This window comes from Methylobacterium sp. AC690 (genome assembly GCF_979256535.1).
The window spans coordinates 352,452-376,803 of the sequence record NZ_CEEDOX010000001.1 but is presented as its reverse complement, the minus strand read 5'-3'; the positions used below and the strand labels follow the sequence as shown (position 1 = coordinate 376,803).

Here is a 24,352-nt window from a genome sequence, read left to right as displayed (position 1 = left end):
GGCTGCCTTCGGGGGCATCCCGTCGGGATCAACCCGCGGGGGCCTTGCGCACCCGCCCGTCCAGGGCGAGGAGGCTGAGCGCTGCTGCGGAGATCGAGCGGAACGAACCGATCATGACCATCGATCACATCGATCTGTCCCGGGTCGACCTCAACCTCCTGGTCGCCCTCGACGCGCTCCTGGCCGAGCGCAGCGTCACCCGGGCCGCCGCCCGCATCGGCATCGGCCAGTCGGCGATGAGCAGCAGCCTGGCGCGCCTGCGCACCTTGTTCTCCGACGAGCTCCTGACGCGCGCGCCCGAGGGCATGCGTCCGACGCCCCGCGCCCTGGCGCTGGCCGAGCCGGTGCGGACCCTGCTGCGGCAGGTCCAGGCGCTGGTGCGCCGCGACGCCGAGTTCGATCCGCGTACGGTGACCCGCACCTTCACCATCGGCCTGCCCGACAGCGCGGAGGTGCTGATCGGCCCCCGCCTCCTCGCCCACTTGCGGAGGGAGGCGCCGGGCATCAGCCTGCTGCTGCGCTCCATCGACCGCATCCGCATCCTGCAGGAGCTCGATGCGGACCGGGTCGACCTCGGCATCGGCTTCTTCTCGGAAGGGCAGACCCACCACAAGCAGCGCCTGCTCTACCGCGACAGCTATCTCTGCATGTTCAATGCCGAGCTCGTCGGCCTGGCGCCGCCGATCTCGCTCGACGACTACCTCCGCTTTCCCCACGTGCTCACCAGCCTCAAGGAGACCGCTCACGGGGTGGTCGACGATGCCCTGGCGCGGCTCGGGCGCCGGCGCACGCTCGCGGTGACGACGCCGCGCTTCCTCGCCGTACCCTTCCTGGTGCGCAGTGCACCCGTGCTGACCACGATGCATGCCCGGCTCGCGACCTTCTTCGCGGGTGCGCTGGGCCTCACCGTGAGTCCGGCCCCGGTCGCCCTGGAGGATGTCGCGATCTCGATGCTCTGGCACGCCTCCTACGACGACGATCCCGCCCATCGCTGGCTGCGCCGGACCCTCCTCGCCCTGGTGGACGAGCCCACCGGAACGATCTGACCCTCGGAGGCGGGAGCCAGCCACGGAAGCGGCACAATCCTGCGTAATTTCCGCGGCGCGTGAGGATTCGCACGGATGTGATTCGCTGGGAGGCGGGGTTCGTTACCGTTCATCAACCGTTCGGTGATTCCCTCCCACAGTGACGCTTCTGGATTTGCACAGGCTCTTCGGGATCAAAGGAACGGAGCTATGAAGAACTCGCTGGTCGCGGCCCTCGTGGCCACCACGGTCGCCGTCGCGGCGATCCCGAGCGCCCAGGCGCGCGATGGCATCAGCCCGGGCGGCGCGGCCGCTCTCGGCGTGCTCGGCGGCCTCGCCGTCGGCGGCGCCATCGCCTCGTCGCAGAACGACGGCGGCTACTACCCCGGCCGCCCGGTCTACCGGGCCCCGCGCCCGGTCTACGTCGAGGAAGAGGTCTGCCACATGGAACGCCGCGGCTACGTCGACGCCTACGGCTACGAGCACATCCGCCGCGTCCGCGTCTGCGAATAAGGCAGACCGCGGGGCGGGCGGCCGCCCCGGCGCGGCCCCGCCACGATCCGGTTCGATGACAACCCAGACGGCCCCGCCCCCACGGCGGGGCCGTTCTCGTTCCGGCTGAGCCCTTGGCTGAGCCCTTGGCTGCGCCCCTGCGCCGGAACCGCTCGCCAGCGTTGTCGGCGTCGCCGATCCGTGGGCAGCATCGCGCCAGCGACCCGGCGCCAAGAATGTAATTGTATTAGTTCTAAAATGTTGCCTTGCGATCACGTCGCGTAGTTGATTGGTTTTATCCCCTGACCTGCATGTTGACCGTCTGAAATTTTTGTTTCAATTGGCCACAATACATTTGGTCATAGGTCAAACCGTGCCGCTTTTCTTTGTGATTCCATCAGCACAACCGAAGCGCGTTGGATTCAACTTAAGGATGGCCCTGGCCAGTTCGGCGGCTGCTCTGGTTGCAAGTGCGGTTACTCCGGCGACTGCGCAGCAATCCAGCCCGCCGAGCGCGTCGAGCGTGACCCTCGATACCCTGGAGGTTGTCGGCGACCGTCGCGGGGGGACGGCGATCGCCGCGGCGGAGGATCCGCGCGGACCCGTCGCCGGCTATGTCGCGACCCGTTCCGTCTCCAGCACCAAGACCGACACCGCGATCATCCGGACGCCTCAGGCGATCTCCGTGGTGGGACGTCAGCAGATCGACGACCAGAAGCCGGCCTCGCTCGCCGAGGCGACGCGCTATGCGCCGGGTGTCCGCGGCGAGACCTTCGGCGCCGACCCGCGCAACGACTGGTTCCTGATCCGCGGCTTCACGGCCCAGGAATCCGGCTACTTCCTCGACGGCCTGCAACTGTTCACCTCGGCCTTCGCCACCTGGAAGCTGGAGCCCTTCGGCCTCGAGCGGCTCGAGATCCTGCGCGGGCCGAATTCCGGCCTCTACGGCGGCGCCAGCCCCGGCGGCATCATCAACGCCGTGAGCAAGCGACCCCCGATCGTGCCGATCCGCTACGTGGAGACCGGAGTCGACAATTACGGCAATGCCTATGCGGGCTTCGACATCGGCGGTCCGGTGGACGCGCCGGGCACCGAGGGCAAGCTGTTCTACCGCCTCATCGGCCTCGGCCGGGCCGGCGGCACGCAGGTCGACTACGTCAACAACGACCGGTTCTTCTTCGCGCCCTCGATCACCTGGAAGCCCGACGCCGACACTTCGCTCACCGTCCTCGCCCAGGTGCAGCGCGACCGCGCCGGCACCCAGAACTTCCTGCCCTACGAGGGCACGGTGACGCCGGCGCCCTTCGGCTTCATCAAGACGAGCCGCTTCACCGGCGATCCGGCGACCGACCGACTGACCCGGTCCCAGGACATGATCGGCTACGAGTTCGAGCACCGCTTCGACAACGACATCAAGTTCCGCCAGAACGCGCGCCACGGCACCGTCACCGTCAATCTCTTCAACCGGTACGGCGGCGGCTACGCCACGACGCCGGCGGCGGGCGACCTCAGCCGGTTCGACTTCTTCACCCGCGGCGCCGCGGTGCAGAGCGACATCGACAACCAGCTGGTCATCCCGTTCCGCACGGGAGATTTCGGGCACACGGTGCTCGCCGGCTTCGAGTATCGCCGCTACCAGATCGACGATTACCAATCCTTCGGCTTCGGCCCGTCGCTGAACCTGATTCGGCCGATCTACCCCAACACACCACTCAACCTGGGCGCGCCCTACCAGAACGCACTGATCACCCAGAACCAGTTCGCGGCCTACCTGCAGGACGAGATCACCTTCGGGAACTTCTCCCTGGTGCTCAGCGGCCGGCACGATTGGGTGGCCACCGACAACGACAACCGCATCGGCGCCAGCACCAGCCGCGACACCAGCGCCTTCAGCGGCCGCGTCGCCCTGATCTACAACGACGAATCCGGGCTTGCCCCCTACGTCTCCTATGCGCAGGGCTTCAACCCGACCGTCGGCCTCAACGGCGTGACCGGCCAGCTCCTGCTGCCCGAGCGGAGCGAGCAGACCGAGGTCGGCCTGAAGTACAAGCCCCCGGGCTTCGACGGCTACTTCGCCGCCGCCCTGTTCGACCTGACCCGCTCGAACGTCGTGACCACCAATCCGCTCAACGTCCAGCAGGTGGTGCAGACCGGCGCGGTGAACTCGCGCGGCGCCGAGATCGAGATGGTGGCCAATCTCGCCCCCGGCCTGCGGGCCATCGCTTCCTACACGGCCTACGACCTCTCGGTGACCCGCGACCTCAACAGCGCGCTCCTGGGCCGGACGCCGACCAACACCCCCGAGCAGTACGGCTCGCTGTTCATGGACTACACCTTCCAGAGCGGCGTCCTGCGCGGCTTCGGTTTCGGCGGTGGCGTACGCGGCGTCGGACGCTCCTTCGCGGACCAAGCCAACGAATTCCGCGTGCCGGGCTACGTCGTCGGCGACCTCGTCGCCCACTACGATTGGGAAGGCTGGCGCTTCGCCCTCAACGTCTCGAACGTCTCGGACGAGCGGATCGTCAACAGCTGCAGCACCGTCACGGCCTGCTACTACGGCGAGCGCCGCCGGGTGCTCGGCAGCATCGGCTACCGCTGGTAGCCGGGAGGGCCGGTCCCCGCGGGATCAACCCGCGGCGACCGGCTCACAGCGGCTGATACGTGTGCTCCTCGGCCGGGAAGGTGCCGGAGCGGACCTCGTCCGCGTAGTCCTTGACGGCGGCCTCGATCTGGCCCCGCAGGGTGCCGAAGCGCTTCACGAATTTCGGTACGCGGTCGCTGAGGCCCAGCATGTCCTCGAGAACGAGGATCTGCCCGTCGCAGGCCATGGTGGCGCCGATGCCGATCGTGGGCGTGGTGATGTCGGGGGAGGTGGCGATGGCCCGGGCCACCGGCTCGACGATGCCTTCCATCACGATGGCGAAGGCGCCCGCGTCGTTGATGGCGCGGGCATCGGCCATCAGGCGGCGCTCGCCGTCGGCCTCGCGACCCTGCACCTTGAAGCCCCCCATGGTGTTCACCGACTGGGGGGTCAGGCCGATATGGCCCATCACCGGGACCCCGCGCTCCACCAGGAAGGCCACGGTCTCGGCGAAGCGTGCCCCGCCCTCCATCTTGATCGCCCCTGCGCCCGTCTCCTTGAGCACGCGGGCGGCGTTGAGAAAGGCCTGCTGCGGACTCGCCTCGTAGGAGCCGAACGGCATGTCCACGACCACGAGGGCCCGCGAAGTCCCGCGGATCACCGCCTGCGCCTGGACGATCATCATCTCCAGGGTGACGGGCAGGGTCGATTCCATGCCGTGCATCAGCATGCCGAGGGAATCGCCCACGAGGATGAAGTCGCAGTACGGGTCGAGGATGCCGGCGGTGTGGGCATGGTAGGCGGTCAGCGCGATGATCTTGCGCCCCTCGGCCTTGCGCTTGGCCAGGTCGATCGCGCGGATGCGGCGGGACTGAACGGCTTGCGACATGGGACTCCACCCGGCTGGTGCGGATCGCCGGAACGCGGCGGACCGTCTGCTGGTGGGGTCTCTATACACGGCCTCGCCCGCGCGCGCGCGGGCCGAAGTAACGGTCTCCCGGCATTGTCGCCGGGCATCCGATACGCTTCTTCTGTAAGTGGTATACCAGATATCACGTCGCCGGACACAGGTCATTCCGGCGAAGGTCCGTGCGTCCCAAGTCTTGCCCGGGGGCGTCGATAGCAGCGATGGCGTCGCTGCTCCGTGCTCTCTCCGGGCGTTTCCTCCCTAGACTTGCGGGCGCCTGTGGGTGCCTTTATTCCGCCACAACGGAACCGCTGTCAACTGCGCAGGCGCTGGTATGTCGGCGGAGGCGTGCAGATAATTTAAGCGTTGCCGGAGAACTCGAAAACATCGTGCCCGATCAAGGGGTTCGTTTTGCGCTGCCACCATCCGGCAGATCTTCCGCGCGACAGGCTTTCAGCCGTGGCCGGCCCGTCTGGCCCGGAGGCTCGCGCCCGGGTCCTTGATCTAGCGCTGGGCCTCACCCCCGGCCGGGGCATTCCAGGCGGCATCCTGTGGGACGACCGTGGTCGGATGGCGCTCCTGCCACCCCTCGATGCCCTCGGGGAACCAGTGCACGCGGGTATAGCCCTGGAGCACCAGCCGCTTGGCCGCATTCCAGCTGCCCCAGCACTCCGGATGGCAGAAGGCGACGATGGCCCGGCCCTTGTCGCCGTCGGTCAGCGCCGCGACGCGCCGCAGGAACAGGGCTTCGCGCGCCGGATCGAGGGGCGCGGCGCCGGCACTGGCCATCCAGACCGCACCGGGAATCGAGCGATGGGCGGGCAGCCAGGGCCGGTCGTCCGGGAAACCCGCCGGGCGCCGGTCGGCCAGGGACACGTCGAGCAGGACCGGCTTGTCGCGGGCGATCAGGGCATCGAGGGCGTCGATGTCGATGACCGTGGCGCCCGACAAGGTGGCGGGGGTGTAGCCCCGTTGCGGCCCGGTCCAGATCCCGTCCGGCTCCGGCACGTTCAAAGGAGAATCCGCCGGGCTGGCTGCCGCCAGGACGAGCATGGCGGTTCCCGCGACCGCGAGCCGGACGAGCCGCTGCATCATGGCGGACCCGCTCAGTTCGTGGCGCTCGGCGCCGCGAAGCTGTGCTCCCAGCGGCCGTTCTGATTGTCCGTGGCCACGACCTTGATCGGCCCCCGGCCCTCCGGCTGCAGGCCGAAATTGATCACCGGGTTCGAGGCGATGGAGATGTCGCCGTCGAGGGTCAGGATGGTCTGGTCGCCGCGGGTGATCGCGACTTTGTTGATGTAGCGAGCCGGCGTGTAGTCGCGGGTGATCTGGTTCATCTGCAGGCCGCTGAAGTTCGGGTGACGGATCATCAGCGTCGCCTCCACGGGGCGCCCGGGCTGGGCCTCCGCGAATTTCAGCTTCATGTCGCCCATCCCCTTCATCGCCTCCTCGTCGCTCATCCCCATGGGCGCCGAGCATCCGCCGGAGGCCTTCACGAACTTCGTCGTCTCGAAGAGCTGTCCGTCCTTGGTCTCCACCACCGCGTGGATGTTGGTGTAGTTGTTCACCCGCACCCGGAGCTTGATCTCGCCGGCATCCGCTCCCGGGCCGAAGGCGATGTGGGCGGCGTAGGGCGAGGGGTTGTCGTCGATGACGAGGTGGACCCCGGCGATCCGGTCCTTCTCAGGCATCGTCAGGGTGATGGGCACCAGGGCGGCGTCCATCGCCCGCACCGGGGCGTCGACCTTCACGAGGCTGTCGGTGGCTGCGATCTGACGATCCCCGAAGATCGACTTCTGGATCTCCTTCCAGCGCGCGAGGCGCTCGGCCTCGTCGTCGCTCGCGCCGGCGGCGTGAGCCATGATCGGGCGCAGCACCGAGCCGGCGGTGGCCAGGGGCAGGGCGAGGGTCAGTGCCGCGAGGACGGAGCGGACGAGGACGGGTTTGGCTGAGCGCGTCACGGCGTTTCTCCTGGTCAACGATCGATGTCGGATCTGTGCAGCATCATGTGGCGTGGGCGATGCTCGGCTCAAGTTGCCGGCTCACTCCCACTCCAGTTCCTTGAAGGCCTGGGTGACGTTGCGGCCGTTATAGGTGTCGAACAGGACCCACCGGTCGCGCTCGGACTGACCGACCGTCTGCACCGCCTTCTCGATCGGCACATCCGCCGCGATGGCCTTCCGGGTCTCGTCCCGGAGGGTCGTGAGGTAGCGGGTGAGGTCGTCGAGGGCAGGCGCGAGATCGACCAGTCTCGGGCCGTGCCCCGGAACGGCCTGGGTCGCGCCCATCGCGCGCAGGCGGTCCGCCTCCTTGAGCCAGCCCACGAGGCTGCCGTCGAGGGAGGGGATGCGGGTCACGAACAGGAGGTCTGCGGGAAACAGGACGCCGCTCGCCGAATCGCGCATGGAGAGGTCGCAGGTCGTATGCGCGGCGCCGTGGGCGGTGAAGCGCAGGATGCGCCCGCCGAGATCCACCTCGGCACCGTCCGCCACCTCCAGGGTGGGATAGACCACGCTGCCGGCCCGGTCGGCACCCAGGATCTCCGCGAGGCGCCCGCGATAATAGTCGCCCCGGGCATCCAGGGCGGCGCGCAGGGCATGGTGCCCCACATAGACCGGCTTGTCCTCGGCGAAGGCCGCCGCCCCGAAGCAATGGTCGGGGTGGACGTGGGTCAGCACCACGTGGCTGATCGGCTTGTCCGTACGCTTGCGGATCTCCGCGCGCAGCCAGGCTCCGTCGGCGAGGCTGCCACCGGATTCGGTGACGAGCACGGACCGGTCGCCGACGATGAAGCCGATATTGGCGATGGCATCGTGGTTCTCGGGAGTCGCCTCCGCGTCTGGACCGCGCCGGATGAAGATGCCGGGACTGACTTCCTGCAGGTCGAAGCCCTCGGCCGACCGTCCGAGGGTCGGCAGGCAGCACAGGCACAGGCCGCCGAACAGGGCGCCGCGCCGCGTGGTGCTCCAGCGTGAGCGGCCGGCATTGGCCCGCATGATCGTCCTCCGTTTTGTTGTTCTACCAATTAGTCGGTAGATTTCCCCCGACGTCAACGGCATAACGCGGAAGGCCGGGTGCCAGGCGATCACGGACCCGCGTGCGGGCACCGACGGATGCGGGCGGCCGCCCAGAAGGAGACCATGGGACGATGAGGGATACCCGCGCCGCGCTGTTGCTGCAGGCCGAGACCCTGGTGCGACGCCGGGGCTATGCCGGCTTCAGCTATGCCGACCTGGCCGAGACGGTCGGGATCCGGAAGGCGAGCATCCATCACCACTTCGCCACCAAGTCCGATCTCGCCCATGCCCTGGTGGCCGCCTACGACGCCCGCTACGACGCCGCCCTGGCCGGGATTCGCGCCGACGAGCCGGACGCGATCGGTCGAATCGCCGCCTACGGCGCGCTCTACCTCGGCGGCGTCGAGGCGGGCCTCGGCTGTCTCTGCGCCGTCCTGGCCATCGAGGGGGAGGCCCTGCCGGCCTCCCTGCGCGCCGACATCGTCGGCTTCTTCGAGAAACACATCGCCTGGCTCGAGGGCGTGCTCGCCGAGGGGATCGCAGCCGGCTGTGTCCGCGCGTCCGCCGAGCCTGGACCCACGGCCCGCATGGTGATCGCCGCCCTCGAAGGGGCGCTGCTCATGGAGCGCCTGCTGGCAGGGCCGGCGGGCTTTCGCGGCACGCTCACGGCGCTCTGCGATGGGCTGCGGGCCGCGGGGTCCGTTCCGACCGGGGTTTCATCCCACCGAATTGATACAATATAACAGGCCGCAGCGACGCCTCCCGCGCCATCGACGAAGAGCCTCCATGTCCGACAGCCCGAACACCGCCTCCACGAAGATCCCCGTCACCGTGCTCACCGGCTACCTGGGCGCGGGCAAGACCACGCTCCTCAACCGCATCCTCACCGAGAACCACGGCAAGCGCTACGCCGTGATCGTCAACGAGTTCGGCGAGATCGGTATCGACAACGACCTCATCATCGGCGCCGACGAGGAGGTGTTCGAGATGAACAACGGCTGCGTCTGCTGCACCGTGCGCGGCGACCTCATCCGCATCATGGACGGCCTGGTGAAGCGGCGCGGCAAGTTCGATGCGATCATCGTCGAGACCACCGGCCTCGCGGATCCCGCCCCCGTCGCCCAGACCTTCTTCATCGACGAGGATGTCGGTGCGGCCGCGCGCCTCGACGCGGTGGTGACGGTGGCCGACGCCAAGTGGCTCTCGGACCGGCTGAAGGACGCCCCGGAGGCCAAGAACCAGATCGCCTTCGCGGACGTGATCCTGCTGAACAAGGCCGATTTGGTGGAGGAGGCCGACCTCGCCCGGGTCGAGGGTCAGATCCGGGCGATCAACCCCTACGCCAAGGTCCACCGCACCGAGCGCTGCGCGGTGCCCCTCGAGGCGGTGCTGGAACGCAACGCCTTCGACCTCGGCCGCATCCTCGACATCGAGCCCGACTTCCTGGAGGAGGGGCACCACCATCACCACGACGACGACATGCAGTCGGTTTCGGCGAAGATCGACGGCCCGGTCGATCCCGAGAAGTTCATGCCCTGGATCTCGACCCTGACCCAGGTTCAGGGGCCGGACATCCTGCGCTGCAAGGGCATCGTCGCCTTCCCGAACGAGCCGCAGCGCTTCGTCTTCCAGGGCGTCCACCAGATCCTCGACGGCGACCTTCAGGGGCCGTGGAAGGACGACGAGCCGCGTGTCTCCCGCGTGGTCTTCATCGGCCGCAAGCTCGATCCGGAGGCGATCCGCGCCGGCTTCGAGGATTGCAAGGCCGCCTGACAGCCAGCCGGCTGGCCCGGCACAGGCGCGACAAGGGCTCAGGCGTCCGCCCGGGCCGTTACGCGGCCTTCACGCCGGCCAGGAATTGCGACACCTCCTGGCCGAGGTTTTCGGAGTGGCGCGACAGCGCCCTGGCGGCACTCAGGACCTGGCTGGCGGCGGCCCCCGTCGATCCTGCGCCGGCGCGGACCTGCGCGATGTTGCTGGTCACCTCCTGGGTGCCCTGCGCGGCTTCCTGGACGTTCCGGGCGATTTCCCGGGTGGCGGCGCCCTGCTGTTCCATCGCGGCGGCGATGCCGTTCGCATAGGTGGACATGTCGGCGATGGTCCGGCCGATGCGAGTGATGTCGGACACCACCTCGCCGGTGGCCCCCTGGATCTCGCCGATCTTGGCGCAGATCTCCTCGGTGGCCCGCTCGGTCTGCCCGGCCAGTTCCTTCACTTCGGTCGCCACCACGGCAAAGCCCCGGCCGGCCTCACCGGCCCGGGCCGCCTCGATGGTGGCGTTGAGCGCCAGCAGGTTGGTCTGGCCGGCGATGTTGGTGATCATGGCGACGACGTCGGTGATGCTGGTCGCAACCTCCGTCAGCCGCTGCACGGTCGCCTCGGTGCGGTGCGTGTCGTCCACCGCTTGATTGGCCAGGCTGGAGGATTGGCTGACCTGAGTCACGATCTCCTGGATCGAGGCCGACATCTCCTCGCTGGCGGCCGCGACCGTGTGCACGTTGGCGGAGGTTTCTTCCGCCGCGCTCGCCACCGTCGTTGCCTGCCGGATCGACTGATCCGCCGTGGACGCCATCGATTGGGCGGTGGCTTCCATCTCGGTGGCCGCCCCCGCCAGTCCGTGCGTCAGGTTGGAGACGTTGGCCTCGAAGCGCTTCGTCAGCCCGTCGAGCACTTCGGCCCGGCGGACCTTCGCCTGGTTCTCGACGTCCTGCTCGGCCGCCAATCGACGGCCGTCGATCGCGTTGCGCTTGAACACTTCCAGGGAGCGCGCCAGCAGGCCGATCTCATCCTTGCGGTCGGTGCCGTCGACGGTGACCGTCAGGTCGCCGCTCGCGAGACGGCCCATCGCAGCGCCCATGGCGTTCACCGGACGGGCGATCGCGAAGATCACGATCAGGCCGGCACTGCCCAGGGCGGCCAGCAGCCCGACGGCGGCCGAGGACAACAGCATGGTCGTGGTGCTCCTGACGATCTCGTCGGCGTGAGCGGCGCTCGCCTTCAACTCAGACTTGACCAGGTTAATCCGCTGAGTGGCCTGATCGCGCAGCTTGACCCGCAACGGTGCCGCCTCGGCCTGCGCGATCGTGTTTCCGGCCACCGGATCGTTGTTCAGAGCGGCCTCGGAGGAGCGGTTCAGAACGGCGAAGTAGACCTCCAGCCCACGCCGAAGGTCGGCGTTCGCCGCAACGCGATCGGGCGTATCGGCGAGGGCGGCAAGTTTGGCCTGCGCCTCGTAGGTCGCCTCGATGGCGGCGGCTTGCCGGGCCCTGAAGTCCTTGCTCCTCGGCCCGGTCGAATGGATGAGGATGTTGCGGTTCTGGAGGGCGGCTTCGGTCATGGCGATCTGCAGGTTGAGCGCATGGCCCTGACGTGCCGTCTGCACCTGGACGATCTCCCGCGTCTGATCCGCAAGCTGGGACAGGGCGTGGCGGGCGTAGATCACCAGACCGAGGGCGACCAGGGTCGTCATGACCAGCGGGATGATGATCTTCACCAGAAGACTGAAATTCTTGAGCGTCTTCATCGAAAGTTCCGCCTTGCAGATCGGGGATTGAATTTACGTTCTCCGGAATAGCCTTTTTCGATGAAATAGATGTTAAATTTAGGCCTTCTACTCGGTCAAACGAAGCGTCGATCTGCATATAATATCGGCAGCACAGCTCCATTGGACGTTATGGACCAGTTGATACGGTATAATATTGACTCTATTCGATGAGTATTTATACTGCTCGGTTACGAGATAGAAGAAGAGAAAGAGAGATCTTCCGCGTGCTGCCGCCTGCAGGATCCAGGGAATCGATCGGCGTTCCTCGCTCGGCAAGGGGGCCATTGCTGCAGAAGGTTTTTGCGAATGCGCTTGAGCCCTCGTGAAACCTCTTCGAAACGCGCCCTCTTCGAACGGCCTGATCCTCGGGGCAGGCGAGACTTCGACGCCGGATCGCAACACTTGGTTTACCATTCCGGCACAGGATCGAATCCGTGCCGGCGTGATGCTGCCGGCCGCGATCGGCTGCCCTGTCCGGGCGCCGTGAGGCTCCGGAGAGCGCTGATTCCATGATGTCCCGCGCCGAACGCACGCCCCTGACGGACTGGTGGTGGACCGTCGACCGCGGCCTGCTCGCCGGGCTCGGGGCGCTCATGGTGGCGGGCCTCGTCTTCCTCATGGGCGGCGGGCCGCCCGTGGCCGAGAAGATCGGCCTGCCGACCTTCCACTTCCTCAACCGGCAGGCCCTCTACCTCGCCCCCACGATCCTCATCATCGTCGGCGTCTCGTTCCTGTCCCTGCGCCACATCCGGCGCGTCGCGCTCTTCACCTGGATGATGGGCGTCGCGCTCTGCATCCTGGCGAGCAAGTTCGGCCCGGAGATCAAGGGGGCCCATCGCTGGATCCAGTTCGGCGCCATCGGCATCCAGCCCTCGGAATTCGTGAAGCCCGCCTTCGTGGTGGTGGCGGCCTGGGCCTTCTCGGAAGGCGCCCAGCGGCGCGACATGCCCGGCGGCCTGCTGGCGATCCTGCTCCTGCCGGTCACCATCGTGCCCCTCGTGCTGCAGCCCGATTTCGGCCAGACCATGCTCATCACCATCGTCTGGTGCGCCCTGTTCTTCGTGGCCGGCCTGCACTGGTTCTGGGTGGCGGGTCTCGGCGTCGGCGGCCTGATCGGCGTCGCCACGGCCTACCGCTTCCTGCACCACGTCCGCGAGCGCATCGACCGCTTCCTCGACAGCGATTCCGGCGACAACTTCCAGGGCTACTGGGCCCGGCAATCGTTCAACTCCGGCGGCTGGTTCGGCACCGGCCCGGGGGAGGGCGTCGCCAAGCGCCACCTGCCCGATGCGCACACCGACTTCATCTTCTCGGTGACGGGCGAGGAGTTCGGTACCATCGTGTGTCTCGGCCTCGTCCTGCTGTTCGCCTACATCGTCATGCGGGGCCTGAAGCTGGCGCGCCGCACGGACGACACCTTCTCGCGCCTGGCCATCACGGGCCTGACCACCCTGTTCGGTCTCCAGGCCTGCATCAACATGGCGGTGAACGTCCGGCTGATGCCCGCCAAGGGCATGACGCTGCCCTTCGTCTCCTACGGCGGCTCGTCGTTGATCTCGCTGGCTCTCGGCATGGGCTTCCTCGTGGCCTTGACCCGCAAGCGCCCGCGGACCACCACCCTGAGCCAGAAGCCGCCGGGCACCGCCCCGGCGACGATCGCCGGAGTGATGCGTTGACCGTTGCGACTGCCACGATCCTGCTCTGTGCCGGTGGCACGGGCGGGCACCTGTTCCCCGCCGAGAGCCTGGCGCACGCCCTGCGCGCCCGGGGCGTGCGGGTCGTGCTGGCCACCGATGCCCGCGTGGATTCCATCGCCGCCGGCTTCCCGGCCTCCGAGATCGTCACCATCGCGGCGGCAACGCCCTCCGGCCGCTCCCTGATCAAGCGCGGCGCCGCGCTCCTCACCCTCGGACGGGGCTTCGGCGTCGCCGCCCGGCAGATCAAGCGCATCAACCCGGCCGCCATCGTGGGCTTCGGCGGCTACCCGACGGTGCCGCCGATGCTGGCCGGCCAGATCCTGCGCGTGCCCACCGTCCTGCACGAGCAGAACGCCGTGATGGGACGGGCCAATGCCTTCCTGGCGCGCGGCGCGCGGGCCATCGCCACCGGCTTCCGGGAGGTCCGGGGCGTCCCGGCCAAGGCCCTGGCCCCCCGGACCCACACCGGCAATCCGTTGCGGCCGGCGGTGCTCGAGGCCGCGAAGCTCGCCTATCCGCCCGTCGGCGCCGGCGCCCCCCTCCACCTCCTCGTCTTCGGCGGCAGCCAGGGCGCCCGGGTGATGGGCGAGGTGGTGCCCAGCGCCATCGCCAACCTGCCCGCCGACCTGCGCGCCCGGCTCCATCTCGTGCAGCAGGTCCGGGCCGAGGACCTGACGCAGGTCCAGAATCTCTATCTCGGCCTGGGCCTGGCCGGCTTCGAGGCCGCACCCTTCTTCAAGGACCTGCCCGCCCGCATGGCGGCGGCGCATCTCGTCATCGGCCGCTCGGGCGCCTCGACGGTCTCGGAACTCGCCGCCATCGGCCGGCCCGCCATCCTGGTGCCGCTGCCCGGCGCCCTCGACCAGGACCAGGCGGCCAACGCCGCGACGCTCGCCGCCATCGGCGCCGCGCAGGCGATCCCGCAATCCGCCTTCACGCCGGACCGGCTGACGGCGGAGCTCGTCGACCTCTTCACCAATCCCGAGAAATTGACCGCGGCGGCCTCAGCCGCCAAAAGCGCTGGAATTCACGACGCCGCCGAGCGGCTCGCCGACATCGTCATCGCGACGGCGGCGCGTCCCTGAGCCCTTCCGCCTGGTAGATCCCGTCGGCGCCGATCCGTCCGCGTCCGACGCCCCTGAGACTGGTCCTTCCCATGAAGCTGCCCGACAAGCTCGGTCCCATCCACTTCATCGGCATCGGCGGCATCGGCATGTCCGGCATCGCCGAGGTGATGCACAACCTCGGCTATACCGTGCAGGGGTCGGATGCCAACGACAACGCCAACGTCCGGCGCCTGGCCGAAAAGGGCATGCGCACCTTCATCGGTCACGAGGCCGGCAACGTCGAGGAGGCGGCCCTCGTGGTGGTCTCCACCGCGATCCGCCGCGACAATCCGGAGCTGGTCGCCGCCCGCGAGCGCCGCCTGCCGGTGGTGCGCCGGGCCGAGATGCTGGCCGAGCTGATGCGCTTCAAGTCCTGCGTCGCCATCGCGGGCACCCACGGCAAGACCACGACGACCTCCCTCGTCGCCACCCTGCTGGATGCCGGCAACCTCGACCCCACCGTGATCAACGGCGGCATCATCAACGCCTACGGCACCAATGCCCGCATGGGCGAGGGCGAGTGGATGGTGGTGGAGGCCGACGAATCCGACGGCACCTTCCTGAAGCTGCCGGCGGACGTCGCCATCGTCACCAACATCGACCCCGAGCATCTCGATCATTTCGGTTCGTTCGACGCGGTGAAGGACGCCTTCCGGCGCTTCATCGACAACATCCCGTTCTACGGCTTCGCCGTGATGTGCATCGACCATCCGATCGTGCAGGACCTCGTCGGACACATCGAGGACCGCCGCATCATCACCTACGGCGAGAATCCGCAGGCCGATGTCCGCCTCATCGACGTGGACCTGCGTGGCGGCCAGAGCCGCTTCCGCGTGATGATCCGCGATCGCCGCCCGGGCTTCCGCATGGAGATGGAGGACCTCGTCCTGCCGATGCCGGGCAAGCACAACGCCCTGAATGCCACCGCGGCGCTCGCCGTCGCGCACGAGCTCGGCGTCGAGCCGGAGGCGATCCGCAAGGCGCTCGCCGGCTTCGGCGGCGTCAAGCGCCGCTTCACCCGGACCGGCACCTGGAACGGCGCCCTGATCTTCGACGATTACGGACACCATCCGGTGGAGATCAAGGCGGTGCTGAAGGCGGCCCGTGCCTCCACCGAGGGCAACGTCATCGCCATCGTGCAGCCGCACCGCTACACGCGCCTCGCCTCGCTGTTCGACGATTTCTGCACCTGCTTCAACGATGCCGACACGGTCATCGTCGCCCCCGTCTACGCGGCGGGCGAGGCACCGATCGAGGGCATGGACCGCGACGGGCTCGTCTCGGGCCTGAAATCGCGGGGCCATCGCGACGCGATCGCGCTACAGCGCTCCGAGGACCTCGCCGGCATCGTGGCCGGCCGCGCCAAGCCCGGCGACTACGTCGTGTGCCTCGGCGCCGGCAACATCACGCAATGGGCCTACGCCCTCCCGGGCGAACTCGCGGCCCTGGACGGCGTGACGGCGTGAGCCGCCGATGCGTGCCGCTTCGAGGGCGCGCACGCGCTTCCGCCGGATCTTGCAGGGCAACGAAACGGGGTCCGGGCCTCGCCACCGTTCGCACCTGAGGGACCGGCGCTCCGCCGGCTTCCCGTTCGTCCAGCCGCAGCCGGTCGGCGATTCCATCGCCGACATCGTCTGTCGCGCGCTGCGGTTCATCGTCGGCGCGGACGGCAGCCAGCAGGCCGGGAACAGGCGCGATCACGTCAGGGATGCCTGGCTGGCCGCGGGCGGCGATCGCGGCCTGCGTTTTTGGAACATCGACATCATGCAACAGACCGAGTGCGTCAGCGCGACGATCCTCGCTGCCCTCCCAGCCTCTCCCCGTCTGCGGGGCAAGGCCCTCTCCTCGCAGGCGACGAGAGGGGAGGGGCGCTCATGACCGCATTCCCGGACATCACCCCCGACATCCGTGCGAAGGCGCCGGCCCTGCGCGGGCGGCTCATCGCCAACCAGCCGCTCTCGGACCTGACCTGGTTCCGGGTCGGCGGCCCGGCGCAGGTGCTGTTCACCCCGGCCGACGCGGAAGACCTCGGTCTTCTGCTCTCGGTCCTCCATCCGGACATGCCCGTGACGGTGATCGGCCTCGGCTCGAACCTCATCGTGCGCGACGGTGGCGTACCCGGCGTCGTGGTGCGCCTCGGCGGCCGGGCCTTCGGCACGGTGGAGATCGACGGCGAGACCCTGCGGGTCGGGACCGCGGTGCCGGACATGCGCCTTGCCAAGGCGGCAGCCGAGGCCGGCCTCGACGGGCTCGCGTTCTTTCGCGGCATTCCCGGTTCGGTCGGCGGCGCGCTGCGCATGAATGCCGGCGCCCATGGCGGCGAGACCACCGACGTGCTGGTGGAGGCCCACGGCGTCGACCGCCGGGGCGAGGCGCGTCGCTTCACCCATGCGGAGATGGGCTTCACCTATCGGCACAGCGGAGCCCCCGACGACGTGATCTTCACGCATGCGGTGTTCCGCGGGCGGCCCGGCGAGCGGGCGGCCATCGAGGCCGAGATGGAGCGGGTGACGGCGGCGCGCGAGGCGGCCCAGCCGATCCGCGAGCGCACCGGCGGCTCGACCTTCAAGAACCCGCCCGGAGCCAAGGCCTGGCAACTCGTCGACGCGGCCGGCTGCCGTGGCCTGACGGTCGGCGGCGCGCAGGTCTCCGAGATGCACTGCAATTTCCTGATCAACCGCGACAATGCCACGGCGGCCGACATCGAGGGGCTCGGCGAAGAGGTCCGCCGACGTGTGCGCGAGACCTCGGGCGTTGAACTCCACTGGGAGATCAAGCGCATCGGAATGTCGACACCTGCGGGGTAAGGCGGTAAGACGTAAGGCTGCTGACGGGAGAGGCCGGTGACTGGGCGGGACGTTCTGACGGCCTACTCGAAGGTCTCCGTGAAGAGCCAGACCGTGCTACCCGCCGAAGTTCGGGCGCGCCTCGGCGTCGGCCCGGGTGATCGTCTTCGCTACGTGATCACGCCGGACGGTATCCGCATCGAAAAGGCGCGGCCCGAGGGGGAGGATCCCTTCGTGACCTTCACGGAATGGGCCGGTGCCGCCGACGAAGAAGCCTATGGCAATCTCTAGGGACCCCGACGGACGCATGGTGTCCGCGGGCGCCGTGGTGGTTGTCCCGTTTCCCTATTCCGACCGTCTCGCCGAGAAGCGTCGCCCGGCCGTCGTGGTCTCGGGACAGGCGGTCGCCGAGGCGGGATTCGTCTGGATCGCCATGATCACCAGTGCGAACAACCCCGCCATGGGGGGCGATCAGGCGATCGACGATCTTGTTGCTGCCGGGCTTGATGCGCCGTCCGTCGTCAGGCCCCTCAAGCTGGCCTGCATCGAACCCGCTCTCATCCTCAGGCGGATCGGGACACTGCCGCCGCTGGCGGCCGGCGCGGTTTTCGAGGCGGTCCGCGACAGGATCGGGCCCGGAAGGCCGGCGTGACGACGCAATCCCTGTTCGTGCAAACCCCAGGAGTCCCCATGTCCAAGCACGTCGCCGTCCTGATGGGCGGGTGGTCCTCCGAGCGGCCGGTCTCGCTGAATTCGGGCCATGCCTGCGCCGATGCCCTGGAGGGCCAGGGTTTCCGCGTCACGCGGGTCGACGTCCAGCCGGACATCGCGACGGTGCTCACCGAGCTGCGGCCCGACGTGGCCTTCAACGCGCTGCACGGTCCGGCGGGTGAGGACGGCACCATCCAGGGGCTGCTGGAGCTGCTCCGCATCCCCTACACGCATTCCGGCGTGCTCGCCTCGGCGCTGGCGATGCATAAGGAACGTGCCAAAGTGATCATGCGGGCGGCCGGCGTCAGCGTCCCGGAGGGCCGCGTCGTTAACCGTCATGAGGCCGCAAAGTCACACGTGCTGACGCCGCCCTACGTGCTCAAGCCGGTGGCCGAGGGCTCCTCCATGGGGGTCATCATCGTGCGGGACGGACGCTCCCATCCGCCCCAGGAAGTGGGCCGGGAGGATTGGGGCTATGGCGATGAAATCCTTGCGGAAACCTACGTCGCCGGACGCGAGCTGACCTGCGCCGTGATGGGCGACAGGGCCCTCGGGGTGATCGAGATCAAGCCGGCTTCGGGGGAGTGGTACGACTTCGACGCGAAGTACGCCGAGGGGGGGTCGATCCACGTCCTCCCGGCAGAAATTAAACCAAATCTTTACCAGCGTGTCCAAGAGTTGTCGTTAACGGCGCATCAAGCACTCGGGTGCCGGGGCATCAGCCGTGCGGACCTTCGCTACGACGACACACCGGGGGGAACCGGTGCCCTCGTCGTGTTGGAGGTCAACACGCAACCCGGCATGACGAAGACGAGCTTGGTCCCGGAGATGGCAGCCCATGCGGGCTATAGTTTCGGTGAGCTCGTCCAATGGATGGTGGGGGACGCAACGTTGGGCCGGTAGGGGCCGAAGGCCCGTTCGGCGGCCAGGCTCCGCTCGGGCCCGCCGCCGGCACGGTCGCCTCCGTTCGTGCGTCGCTGGCCGCTCGCCTGCGCCGCATCACGCCTCCCGGTCGCCGCTCGCGCCTCGCCAACCCGATCGAGCGGCGCATCCCGCGCCACCTCGGCACGGCGGGCTTCTCCCTCTCCTTCGCGGCCCTCGCCCTCGCCGGCTTCGTCGGCAGCGGTGCCTATGATCGCTTCGTGGCCGAGCACGGCCGCCCCCTCGACATCGCGGCGCGGCTCGCCGGCTTCGGCGTCGAGCGCGTCACCATCTCGGGGATCGCCCGCCTCTACGAGCGCGAGGTCTTGCAGGCCGCCGGCATCGACGGGCACTCCTCGGTGGTCTTCCTCGATGTGGCGGAGGCCCGCGAGCGCCTCTTGGCGGTCCCGCTGATCGCCAGCGCCTCCGTGCGCAAGGTCTACCCGAACGAGATCGTCATCACCCAGGTCGAGCGCGAGCCCGCCGCCCTGTGGCAGCGCAACGGCGAGATTGCCGTGATCGCCGCCGACGGCACGGTGATCGACCAGATGCGCGACGACCGCTACGCCGCGCTTCCCCTCGTGGTCGGCGACGACGCCAACCTCAAGCTCAAGGACTACCTCGCCCTGATCGAGGCGGCCGGCTCCCTGGCCGAGCGGGTCAAGGCCGGAACCTACGTCTCCGGCCGTCGCTGGACCCTCAAGCTCGACGGCGTCGACATCCGCCTGCCCGAGACGGGCGCCACCGAGGCCCTGGCCCGGTTGGTCAAGCTCGAGCGCGACAACCGCATTCTCGAGAAGGACATCATCGCGGTGGACCTGCGCATGCCCGACCGGGTGGTGGTGCGGCTCACCGAGGAAGCGGCCGCGGCCCGCGCCGAATCCCAGAAGAAGTCCAAGCCCAAGGGGACCAGCACATGAGCCGCACGATCCGTCCGGCGCATCCCGCGTCCCGTCCCCGTTTCACCGCCTCCGCCCGGTAGCCCGATGCACGACCCGCACGGCCTCACCCCACGCCTGAAGCCCCTCTCCGCCCGGCGCAGCACCACCCTCTCGGTGCTCGACATCGGAACGAGCAAGGTCGTCTGCCTCATCGCCGAGCTCCAGCCGGCCGAGGCCCTCACCACCCTGCGCGGGCGCACCCACTTCGCTCGCGTCATCGGCATCGGCCACCAGCGTTCGCAGGGTCTCAAGGGCGGCGTCATCGTCGACCTCGAGGCGGCCGAGAGCGCGATCCGCCAGGCGGTCCACGCCGCCGAGCGGATGGCGAAGGTCGAGGTGCAGTCGGTCATCGTCAACATGTCCGGCGGCCGGATCGGATCGCAGCACTTCGAGGCCCGCGTCGGCACCCGCACCGGCACCGTCACGGGTTCCGACGTGGAGCGCGTGCTGGAAACCGCCTCGGCCCACGGCGTCAGTCCCGGCCGTGCCGTGCTCCATGCCCTGCCCACCGGCTACGCCATCGACGGCCAGGGCACGGTCATCGATCCCTCGGGCATGATGGGCGACGCCCTCGGGGTCGACCTCCACGTCGTCACCGGCGAGGCGGCCGCCGCCCGCAACCTCATGCTCGCCGTCGAGCACTGCCACCTCGGCGTCGAGGCGGTGATCGCCACGCCCTACGCCGCCGGCCTCTCGGCCCTGGTGGACGACGAAGCCGAGATGGGCGTCGCCGTGGTCGACATGGGCGGCGGCACCACCAGCGTCGGCGTCTTCTCCGGCGGCCACCTCGTCCACGTGGACGCGGTCGCGGTCGGCGGGCACCACGTCACCATGGATATCGCGCGCGGCCTCTCCACCCGGGTCGCCGCGGCCGAGCGCCTCAAGACCCTCTACGGCTCGGCCATCGCCACCGCCTCCGACGAGCGCGACATGATCGCGGTCCACGGGGTGGGCGAGGACGAGGGCGATGCCCCCAACCACGTGCCGCGCTCGCAGCTCGTGCGGATCATCCGCCCGCGCGTCGAGGAGGTGGTGGAACTGGTGCGCGACCGTCTGCGCGCCGCCGGCTTCTCGGCCCAGGCCGGGCGCCGGGTGGTGCTGACGGGGGGCGCGAGCCAGCTCGTCGGCCTGCCGGAGGTCGCCCGCCGGGTGATGGAGGGCCAGGTCCGCATCGGCCGGCCCCTCGGCATCCGCGGCCTGCCGGAGGCCGCCAAGGGACCCGCCTTCTCCGCGGCGGTGGGCCTCCTGGTCTACCCGCAGGTGGCGCATGCGGAGCATTTCGAGCCGCGGGGCCACGGGGCCTTCGCCGGTACGGGAACGGACGGCTACCTCTCGCGCGTCGGACGCTGGATCCGCGAGAGCTTCTGAGACGACCGCCGGCACGCCCGAAACCCCGCGGGGTGGGCGTGCATGGCCAGACCCAAATCGGCGCCCTGACTTCAAGGCGGGCGTCAAACGAAACGTGAAAGGCACGAGAGGCTCGACACCATGGCCATCAGTCTGCAGGCGCCGGATATCCGGGAACTCAAGCCCCGCATCACCGTCTTCGGTGTCGGCGGAGCCGGCGGCAACGCCGTCAACAACATGATCGAATCCGGCCTGCTGGGCTGCGAATTCGTGGTCGCCAACACCGACGCCCAGGCGCTGACCTCCTCGAAGGCCGAGCGCGTGATCCAGATGGGCCTCGGCGTGACGCAGGGCCTCGGCGCCGGCTCGCACCCCGAGGTCGGCTCTGCCGCCGCCGACGAGGTCATCGACGAGATCCGTGACCAGCTCTCCGGCGCCCACATGTGCTTCATCACCGCCGGCATGGGCGGCGGCACCGGCACCGGCGCGGCGCCCGTCATCGCCCGCGCCGCCCGCGACATGGGGATCCTCACCGTCGGTGTGGTCACGAAGCCGTTCCAGTTCGAGGGCGTGCGCCGGATGCGCACGGCCGAGGCCGGCATCCAGGAGCTCCAGGCCGCCGTCGACACCCTGATCGTGATCCCGAACCAGAACCTGTTCCGGGTCGCCAACGAGAAGACCACCTTCGCCGACGCCTTCGCGATGGCCGACCAGGTGCTCTACTCGGGCGTCGCCTGCATCACCGACCTGATGGTCAAGGAAGGCCTGATCAACCTCGACTTCGCCGACGTCCGCGCGATCATGCGCGGCATGGGCAAGGCCATGATGGGGACCGGCGAGGCCTCGGGCGAGAACCGCGCCAACCGCGCCGCGGAAGCCGCCATCGCCAACCCGCTCCTCGACGACGTCTCGATGAAGGGCGCCCGCGGCCTGCTGATCTCGATCACCGGCGGCAACGACCTCACCCTCTACGAGCTCGACGAGGCTGCCACCCGCATCCGCGAGGAGGTCGACTCGGACGCCAACATCATCCTGGGCGCCACCTTCGACGAGAGCCTCGACGGCATCATCCGGGTTTCCGTGGTCGCCACCGGCATCGAGCCGGCGCTGATCGCCGCCAACTCCCAGAACAACCCCGACATCGTCCAGACCGAGCAGCGCATCGCCGAGGTCGCCGAGCGTCTCCGTGCGGAAGCGAGGGCGCGGGCCGCACAGCCCGCGTCGACCTTTCGCCCCCTCGGACAGGACGGAGCCGTAGCGACCCCGGCCGCGCAGCCCGCTGCTCCGGCATCGCTGCAGGCCGCCCCGATCCAGGCCGCTCCGGTCCAGGCTCCGGTGCAGCAGATCCTGCGCGCGCCCGAGCCGGTGGCCCTCGCCCCCGAGCCCATGCGGGTCGAGCTGCCCCAGTCCCCGGTGATGCGCGACGAGGTGATGCTGACGCAGACCCAGCCGCGCGCCGCCATGTCCTACGAGCCCGCGCCGATGCCGGCTCCCGAGCCCGCGCCCCAGCATGCCGCCGGCCCCTTCGTGCCGCCCCGGCCGGCCGTGGCCGTGGCCCGCGCCCCCCGCATGCCGCAGATCCAGGACCTGCCGCTTCCCGCCCAGGCCCAGCTCCGGGCCCGCGAGGAGCAGCCGGCCGAGCCGGCCGGCGATTCCAAGCGCATGACGCTGCTGCGCCGTCTCGCGACGGTGGGCTTCGGCGGACGCCGTGAGGACGTCGAGGCTGCGTCGCCTGCGCCGATGCGGGCGCCCGCCGCACCGATCCCGCAGGCCGCCGCGCCCGCGGACTACGCCAAGCGCGCTCCCGTGCAGGCTCCCCCGGCCTACCGTCCGGCCCAGGGCAACCTCGATCCCCAGGGTCGCGTCGCCCCCCAGGCCCGCATGATGGACGACGACCAGCTCGAGATCCCGGCCTTCCTGCGCCGCCAGGCGAACTGAACCCGGGGTCCGGCGGACCCTCAACGCCCAGGCTGAGATATTTCAGCCACAGGCCCGGAGCCTCGCGGCTCCGGGCTATGCCTATTGTTAAACCGTTGTTCCAAAACGAGATTCAGATTCGCTGGTGGAAACCGCGGCTGTAACACAGCGTAAGAATCCGTGATTTGGCCTGCCTTTGAGGCGCGGCTATACGAATTTTGGAACGACAAGGCGCGGTGGTTTCGACCATCAGACGCCGGCAGGGGCTTCAAGCAGCGGACGGATCGCAAGGGGCGCAGGGCCCATCCCGACGGGATGGGCGCGCCCGATCACGGCCGAGGGCTATGGAATGCGAACGAACCAACAGACGACACTCAAAGCCCCCGCCACCCTGAGCGGCATCGGCGTCCACTCCGGGAACCCGGTCGCGATCACGCTGCATCCGGCGCCCGCCAATCACGGCATCGCCTTCCTCCGCACCGGAATGCCCACCGGCAACGACCGGCTCATCAAGGCCCATCACGCCTGCGTCTCCGCCACCGAGCTCTGCACCGTCATCGGTGACGTCGAGAGCGGCGCGGTCGCCACCATCGAGCACCTGATGTCGGCGCTCTACGGTCTCGGGATCGACAACGTCCTCGTCGAGATCGACGGCCCCGAGATGCCCATCCTCGACGGCAGCGCGCTCCCCTACGTACAGGCCATCGACGCGGTCGGCACCGCGAGCTGCGGCGCCGCCAAGCGCTGGATCAAGGTCCTTCGCTCCGTCCGCATCGAGGTCGGCCGGGCCTTCGCCGAACTCCGCCCCATCGACCGGGGCTTCCGCCTCGACGTCGAGATCGATTTCGAAAACCCGGTGATCGGCCGCAGCCGCAAGGCGATGGACCTCACCCCCTCCGCCTACCGCCGCGAGATCGCCGGAGCCCGCACGTTCGGCATGATGCGGGACGTGGAGCGCTACTGGAAGGCGGGCTTCGCCCTGGGCGCCTCCCTCGAGAACACCGTCGCGGTCGGCGAGACCGCCGTCGTGAACCCCGAAGGCCTGCGCTACGCCGACGAGTTCGTCCGGCACAAGTTTCTCGACGCCGTGGGCGACCTTGCCCTCGCGGGTCTCCCGATCCAGGGCGGCTACCGCTCCTACTGCGGCGGACACCGCATGAATGTCGGCGTCCTCACCGCCCTGTTCTCCGATCGCGCCAACTACGCCATCGTCGAGGGGCCCAGCGCTCGCCGCGAGACCAGCCTGACCGAGTTCGGCGCCAGCCTCGGCATCGCCGCCTTCGTGGGCGATCTGTAGCGCCACCGACACACAGCCTTCGTTTCTGTCCAGGGCGTGGCCCGCCCGCCGCTTTCGCGCCCA

22 protein-coding genes are annotated in these 24,352 nt (G+C 69.1%); 17 read left to right on the top strand and 5 right to left on the bottom strand.

The window, feature by feature from the left end; all coding sequences use genetic code 11:
* The first annotated feature begins 113 nt into the window (after positions 1-113).
* From AC0IY1_RS01825 to AC0IY1_RS01815, 3 genes are all read left to right on the top strand, one after another.
* Positions 114-1,046 carry a LysR family transcriptional regulator gene (locus tag AC0IY1_RS01825; protein ID WP_055947115.1) on the top strand — a complete coding sequence of 311 codons (933 nt, stop codon included), beginning with the start codon at positions 114-116 and terminating at the stop codon, positions 1,044-1,046.
* Between the two features lie 189 nt (positions 1,047-1,235).
* The gene (locus AC0IY1_RS01820; RefSeq protein ID WP_055947116.1) at positions 1,236-1,538 is read left to right on the top strand and encodes a hypothetical protein; all 303 of its coding nucleotides are present in this window, start codon (positions 1,236-1,238) and stop codon (positions 1,536-1,538) included.
* A 502-nt stretch (positions 1,539-2,040) separates the two neighbouring features.
* Complete coding sequence (locus AC0IY1_RS01815) at positions 2,041-4,119, top strand: TonB-dependent siderophore receptor (protein ID WP_471767253.1); 2,079 nt, start codon at positions 2,041-2,043, stop codon at positions 4,117-4,119.
* A 43-nt stretch (positions 4,120-4,162) separates the two neighbouring features.
* Here the strand turns inward: AC0IY1_RS01815 and panB are convergent, their stop codons facing one another.
* The 4 genes from panB to AC0IY1_RS01795 form a co-directional block, all read right to left on the bottom strand.
* Positions 4,163-4,987 (bottom strand): 3-methyl-2-oxobutanoate hydroxymethyltransferase, encoded by an 825-nt coding sequence (gene panB / locus AC0IY1_RS01810; protein ID WP_055947120.1) that lies wholly within the window; start codon positions 4,985-4,987, stop codon positions 4,163-4,165.
* Between the two features lie 522 nt (positions 4,988-5,509).
* Positions 5,510-6,097, bottom strand: coding sequence for a rhodanese-like domain-containing protein (locus AC0IY1_RS01805; protein ID WP_471767413.1), 588 nt, complete (start codon positions 6,095-6,097; stop codon positions 5,510-5,512).
* Positions 6,098-6,111: 14 nt separating this feature from the next.
* A complete protein-coding gene (locus AC0IY1_RS01800) occupies positions 6,112-6,966 on the bottom strand; it encodes a quinoprotein dehydrogenase-associated SoxYZ-like carrier (protein ID WP_471767252.1) in 855 nt (284 codons plus the stop codon).
* Between the two features lie 81 nt (positions 6,967-7,047).
* Positions 7,048-8,001 (bottom strand): quinoprotein relay system zinc metallohydrolase 2, encoded by a 954-nt coding sequence (locus tag AC0IY1_RS01795; protein ID WP_103708263.1) that lies wholly within the window; start codon positions 7,999-8,001, stop codon positions 7,048-7,050.
* A gap of 152 nt (positions 8,002-8,153) precedes the next feature.
* Between AC0IY1_RS01795 and AC0IY1_RS01790 the strand changes: the two genes are divergently transcribed.
* Entirely contained in the window at positions 8,154-8,765 is a 612-nt protein-coding gene (locus tag AC0IY1_RS01790; protein ID WP_471767249.1) for a TetR/AcrR family transcriptional regulator, read from the top strand.
* 43 nt (positions 8,766-8,808) lie between these two features.
* Positions 8,809-9,795, top strand: a complete 987-nt coding sequence (locus tag AC0IY1_RS01785; protein WP_055947126.1) for a CobW family GTP-binding protein — start codon at positions 8,809-8,811, stop codon at positions 9,793-9,795.
* Between the two features lie 58 nt (positions 9,796-9,853).
* Here AC0IY1_RS01785 and AC0IY1_RS01780 read toward each other — a convergent pair whose 3' ends face one another.
* Positions 9,854-11,545: a methyl-accepting chemotaxis protein gene (locus AC0IY1_RS01780; RefSeq protein ID WP_471767248.1), complete on the bottom strand. Its 1,692-nt coding sequence runs from the start codon at positions 11,543-11,545 to the stop codon at positions 9,854-9,856.
* A 530-nt stretch (positions 11,546-12,075) separates the two neighbouring features.
* Here AC0IY1_RS01780 and AC0IY1_RS01775 point away from each other — a divergent pair.
* The 12 genes from AC0IY1_RS01775 (at position 12,076) to lpxC (ending at position 24,289) form a co-directional block, all read left to right on the top strand.
* A complete protein-coding gene (locus AC0IY1_RS01775; protein ID WP_055947130.1) occupies positions 12,076-13,242 on the top strand; it encodes an FtsW/RodA/SpoVE family cell cycle protein in 1,167 nt (388 codons plus the stop codon).
* The gene (gene murG / locus AC0IY1_RS01770) at positions 13,239-14,348 is read left to right on the top strand and encodes an undecaprenyldiphospho-muramoylpentapeptide beta-N-acetylglucosaminyltransferase (protein ID WP_055947131.1); all 1,110 of its coding nucleotides are present in this window, start codon (positions 13,239-13,241) and stop codon (positions 14,346-14,348) included. The genes AC0IY1_RS01775 and murG overlap by 4 nt, the downstream gene beginning before the upstream one ends.
* A 71-nt stretch (positions 14,349-14,419) precedes the next feature.
* Positions 14,420-15,835 (top strand): UDP-N-acetylmuramate--L-alanine ligase, encoded by a 1,416-nt coding sequence (gene murC, locus AC0IY1_RS01765; protein ID WP_055947133.1) that lies wholly within the window; start codon positions 14,420-14,422, stop codon positions 15,833-15,835.
* Between the two features lie 7 nt (positions 15,836-15,842).
* Complete coding sequence (locus tag AC0IY1_RS01760) at positions 15,843-16,247, top strand: DUF559 domain-containing protein (RefSeq protein WP_471767247.1); 405 nt, start codon at positions 15,843-15,845, stop codon at positions 16,245-16,247.
* A complete protein-coding gene (gene murB, locus AC0IY1_RS01755) occupies positions 16,244-17,176 on the top strand; it encodes a UDP-N-acetylmuramate dehydrogenase (RefSeq protein ID WP_471767245.1) in 933 nt (310 codons plus the stop codon). The genes AC0IY1_RS01760 and murB overlap by 4 nt, the downstream gene beginning before the upstream one ends.
* A gap of 36 nt (positions 17,177-17,212) precedes the next feature.
* Positions 17,213-17,446, top strand: coding sequence for an AbrB/MazE/SpoVT family DNA-binding domain-containing protein (locus AC0IY1_RS01750; protein ID WP_055947140.1), 234 nt, complete (start codon positions 17,213-17,215; stop codon positions 17,444-17,446).
* Entirely contained in the window at positions 17,412-17,807 is a 396-nt protein-coding gene (locus tag AC0IY1_RS01745; RefSeq protein WP_471767242.1) for a type II toxin-antitoxin system PemK/MazF family toxin, read from the top strand. The genes AC0IY1_RS01750 and AC0IY1_RS01745 overlap by 35 nt, the downstream gene beginning before the upstream one ends.
* 38 nt (positions 17,808-17,845) lie before the next feature.
* On the top strand, positions 17,846-18,769 hold the full coding sequence (locus tag AC0IY1_RS01740; protein ID WP_055947143.1) for a D-alanine--D-alanine ligase: 924 nt from the start codon (positions 17,846-17,848) through the stop codon (positions 18,767-18,769).
* Entirely contained in the window at positions 18,736-19,707 is a 972-nt protein-coding gene (locus AC0IY1_RS01735; RefSeq protein ID WP_471767241.1) for a cell division protein FtsQ/DivIB, read from the top strand. The genes AC0IY1_RS01740 and AC0IY1_RS01735 overlap by 34 nt, the downstream gene beginning before the upstream one ends.
* Positions 19,708-19,773: 66 nt before the next feature.
* On the top strand, positions 19,774-21,096 hold the full coding sequence (gene ftsA, locus AC0IY1_RS01730; protein ID WP_055947147.1) for a cell division protein FtsA: 1,323 nt from the start codon (positions 19,774-19,776) through the stop codon (positions 21,094-21,096).
* 120 nt (positions 21,097-21,216) lie between these two features.
* Positions 21,217-23,013: a cell division protein FtsZ gene (gene ftsZ / locus AC0IY1_RS01725; protein ID WP_471767238.1), complete on the top strand. Its 1,797-nt coding sequence runs from the start codon at positions 21,217-21,219 to the stop codon at positions 23,011-23,013.
* Positions 23,014-23,341: 328 nt separating this feature from the next.
* Positions 23,342-24,289 carry a UDP-3-O-acyl-N-acetylglucosamine deacetylase gene (gene lpxC, locus AC0IY1_RS01720; RefSeq protein ID WP_103708271.1) on the top strand — a complete coding sequence of 316 codons (948 nt, stop codon included), beginning with the start codon at positions 23,342-23,344 and terminating at the stop codon, positions 24,287-24,289.
* Positions 24,290-24,352: the final 63 nt, after the last annotated feature.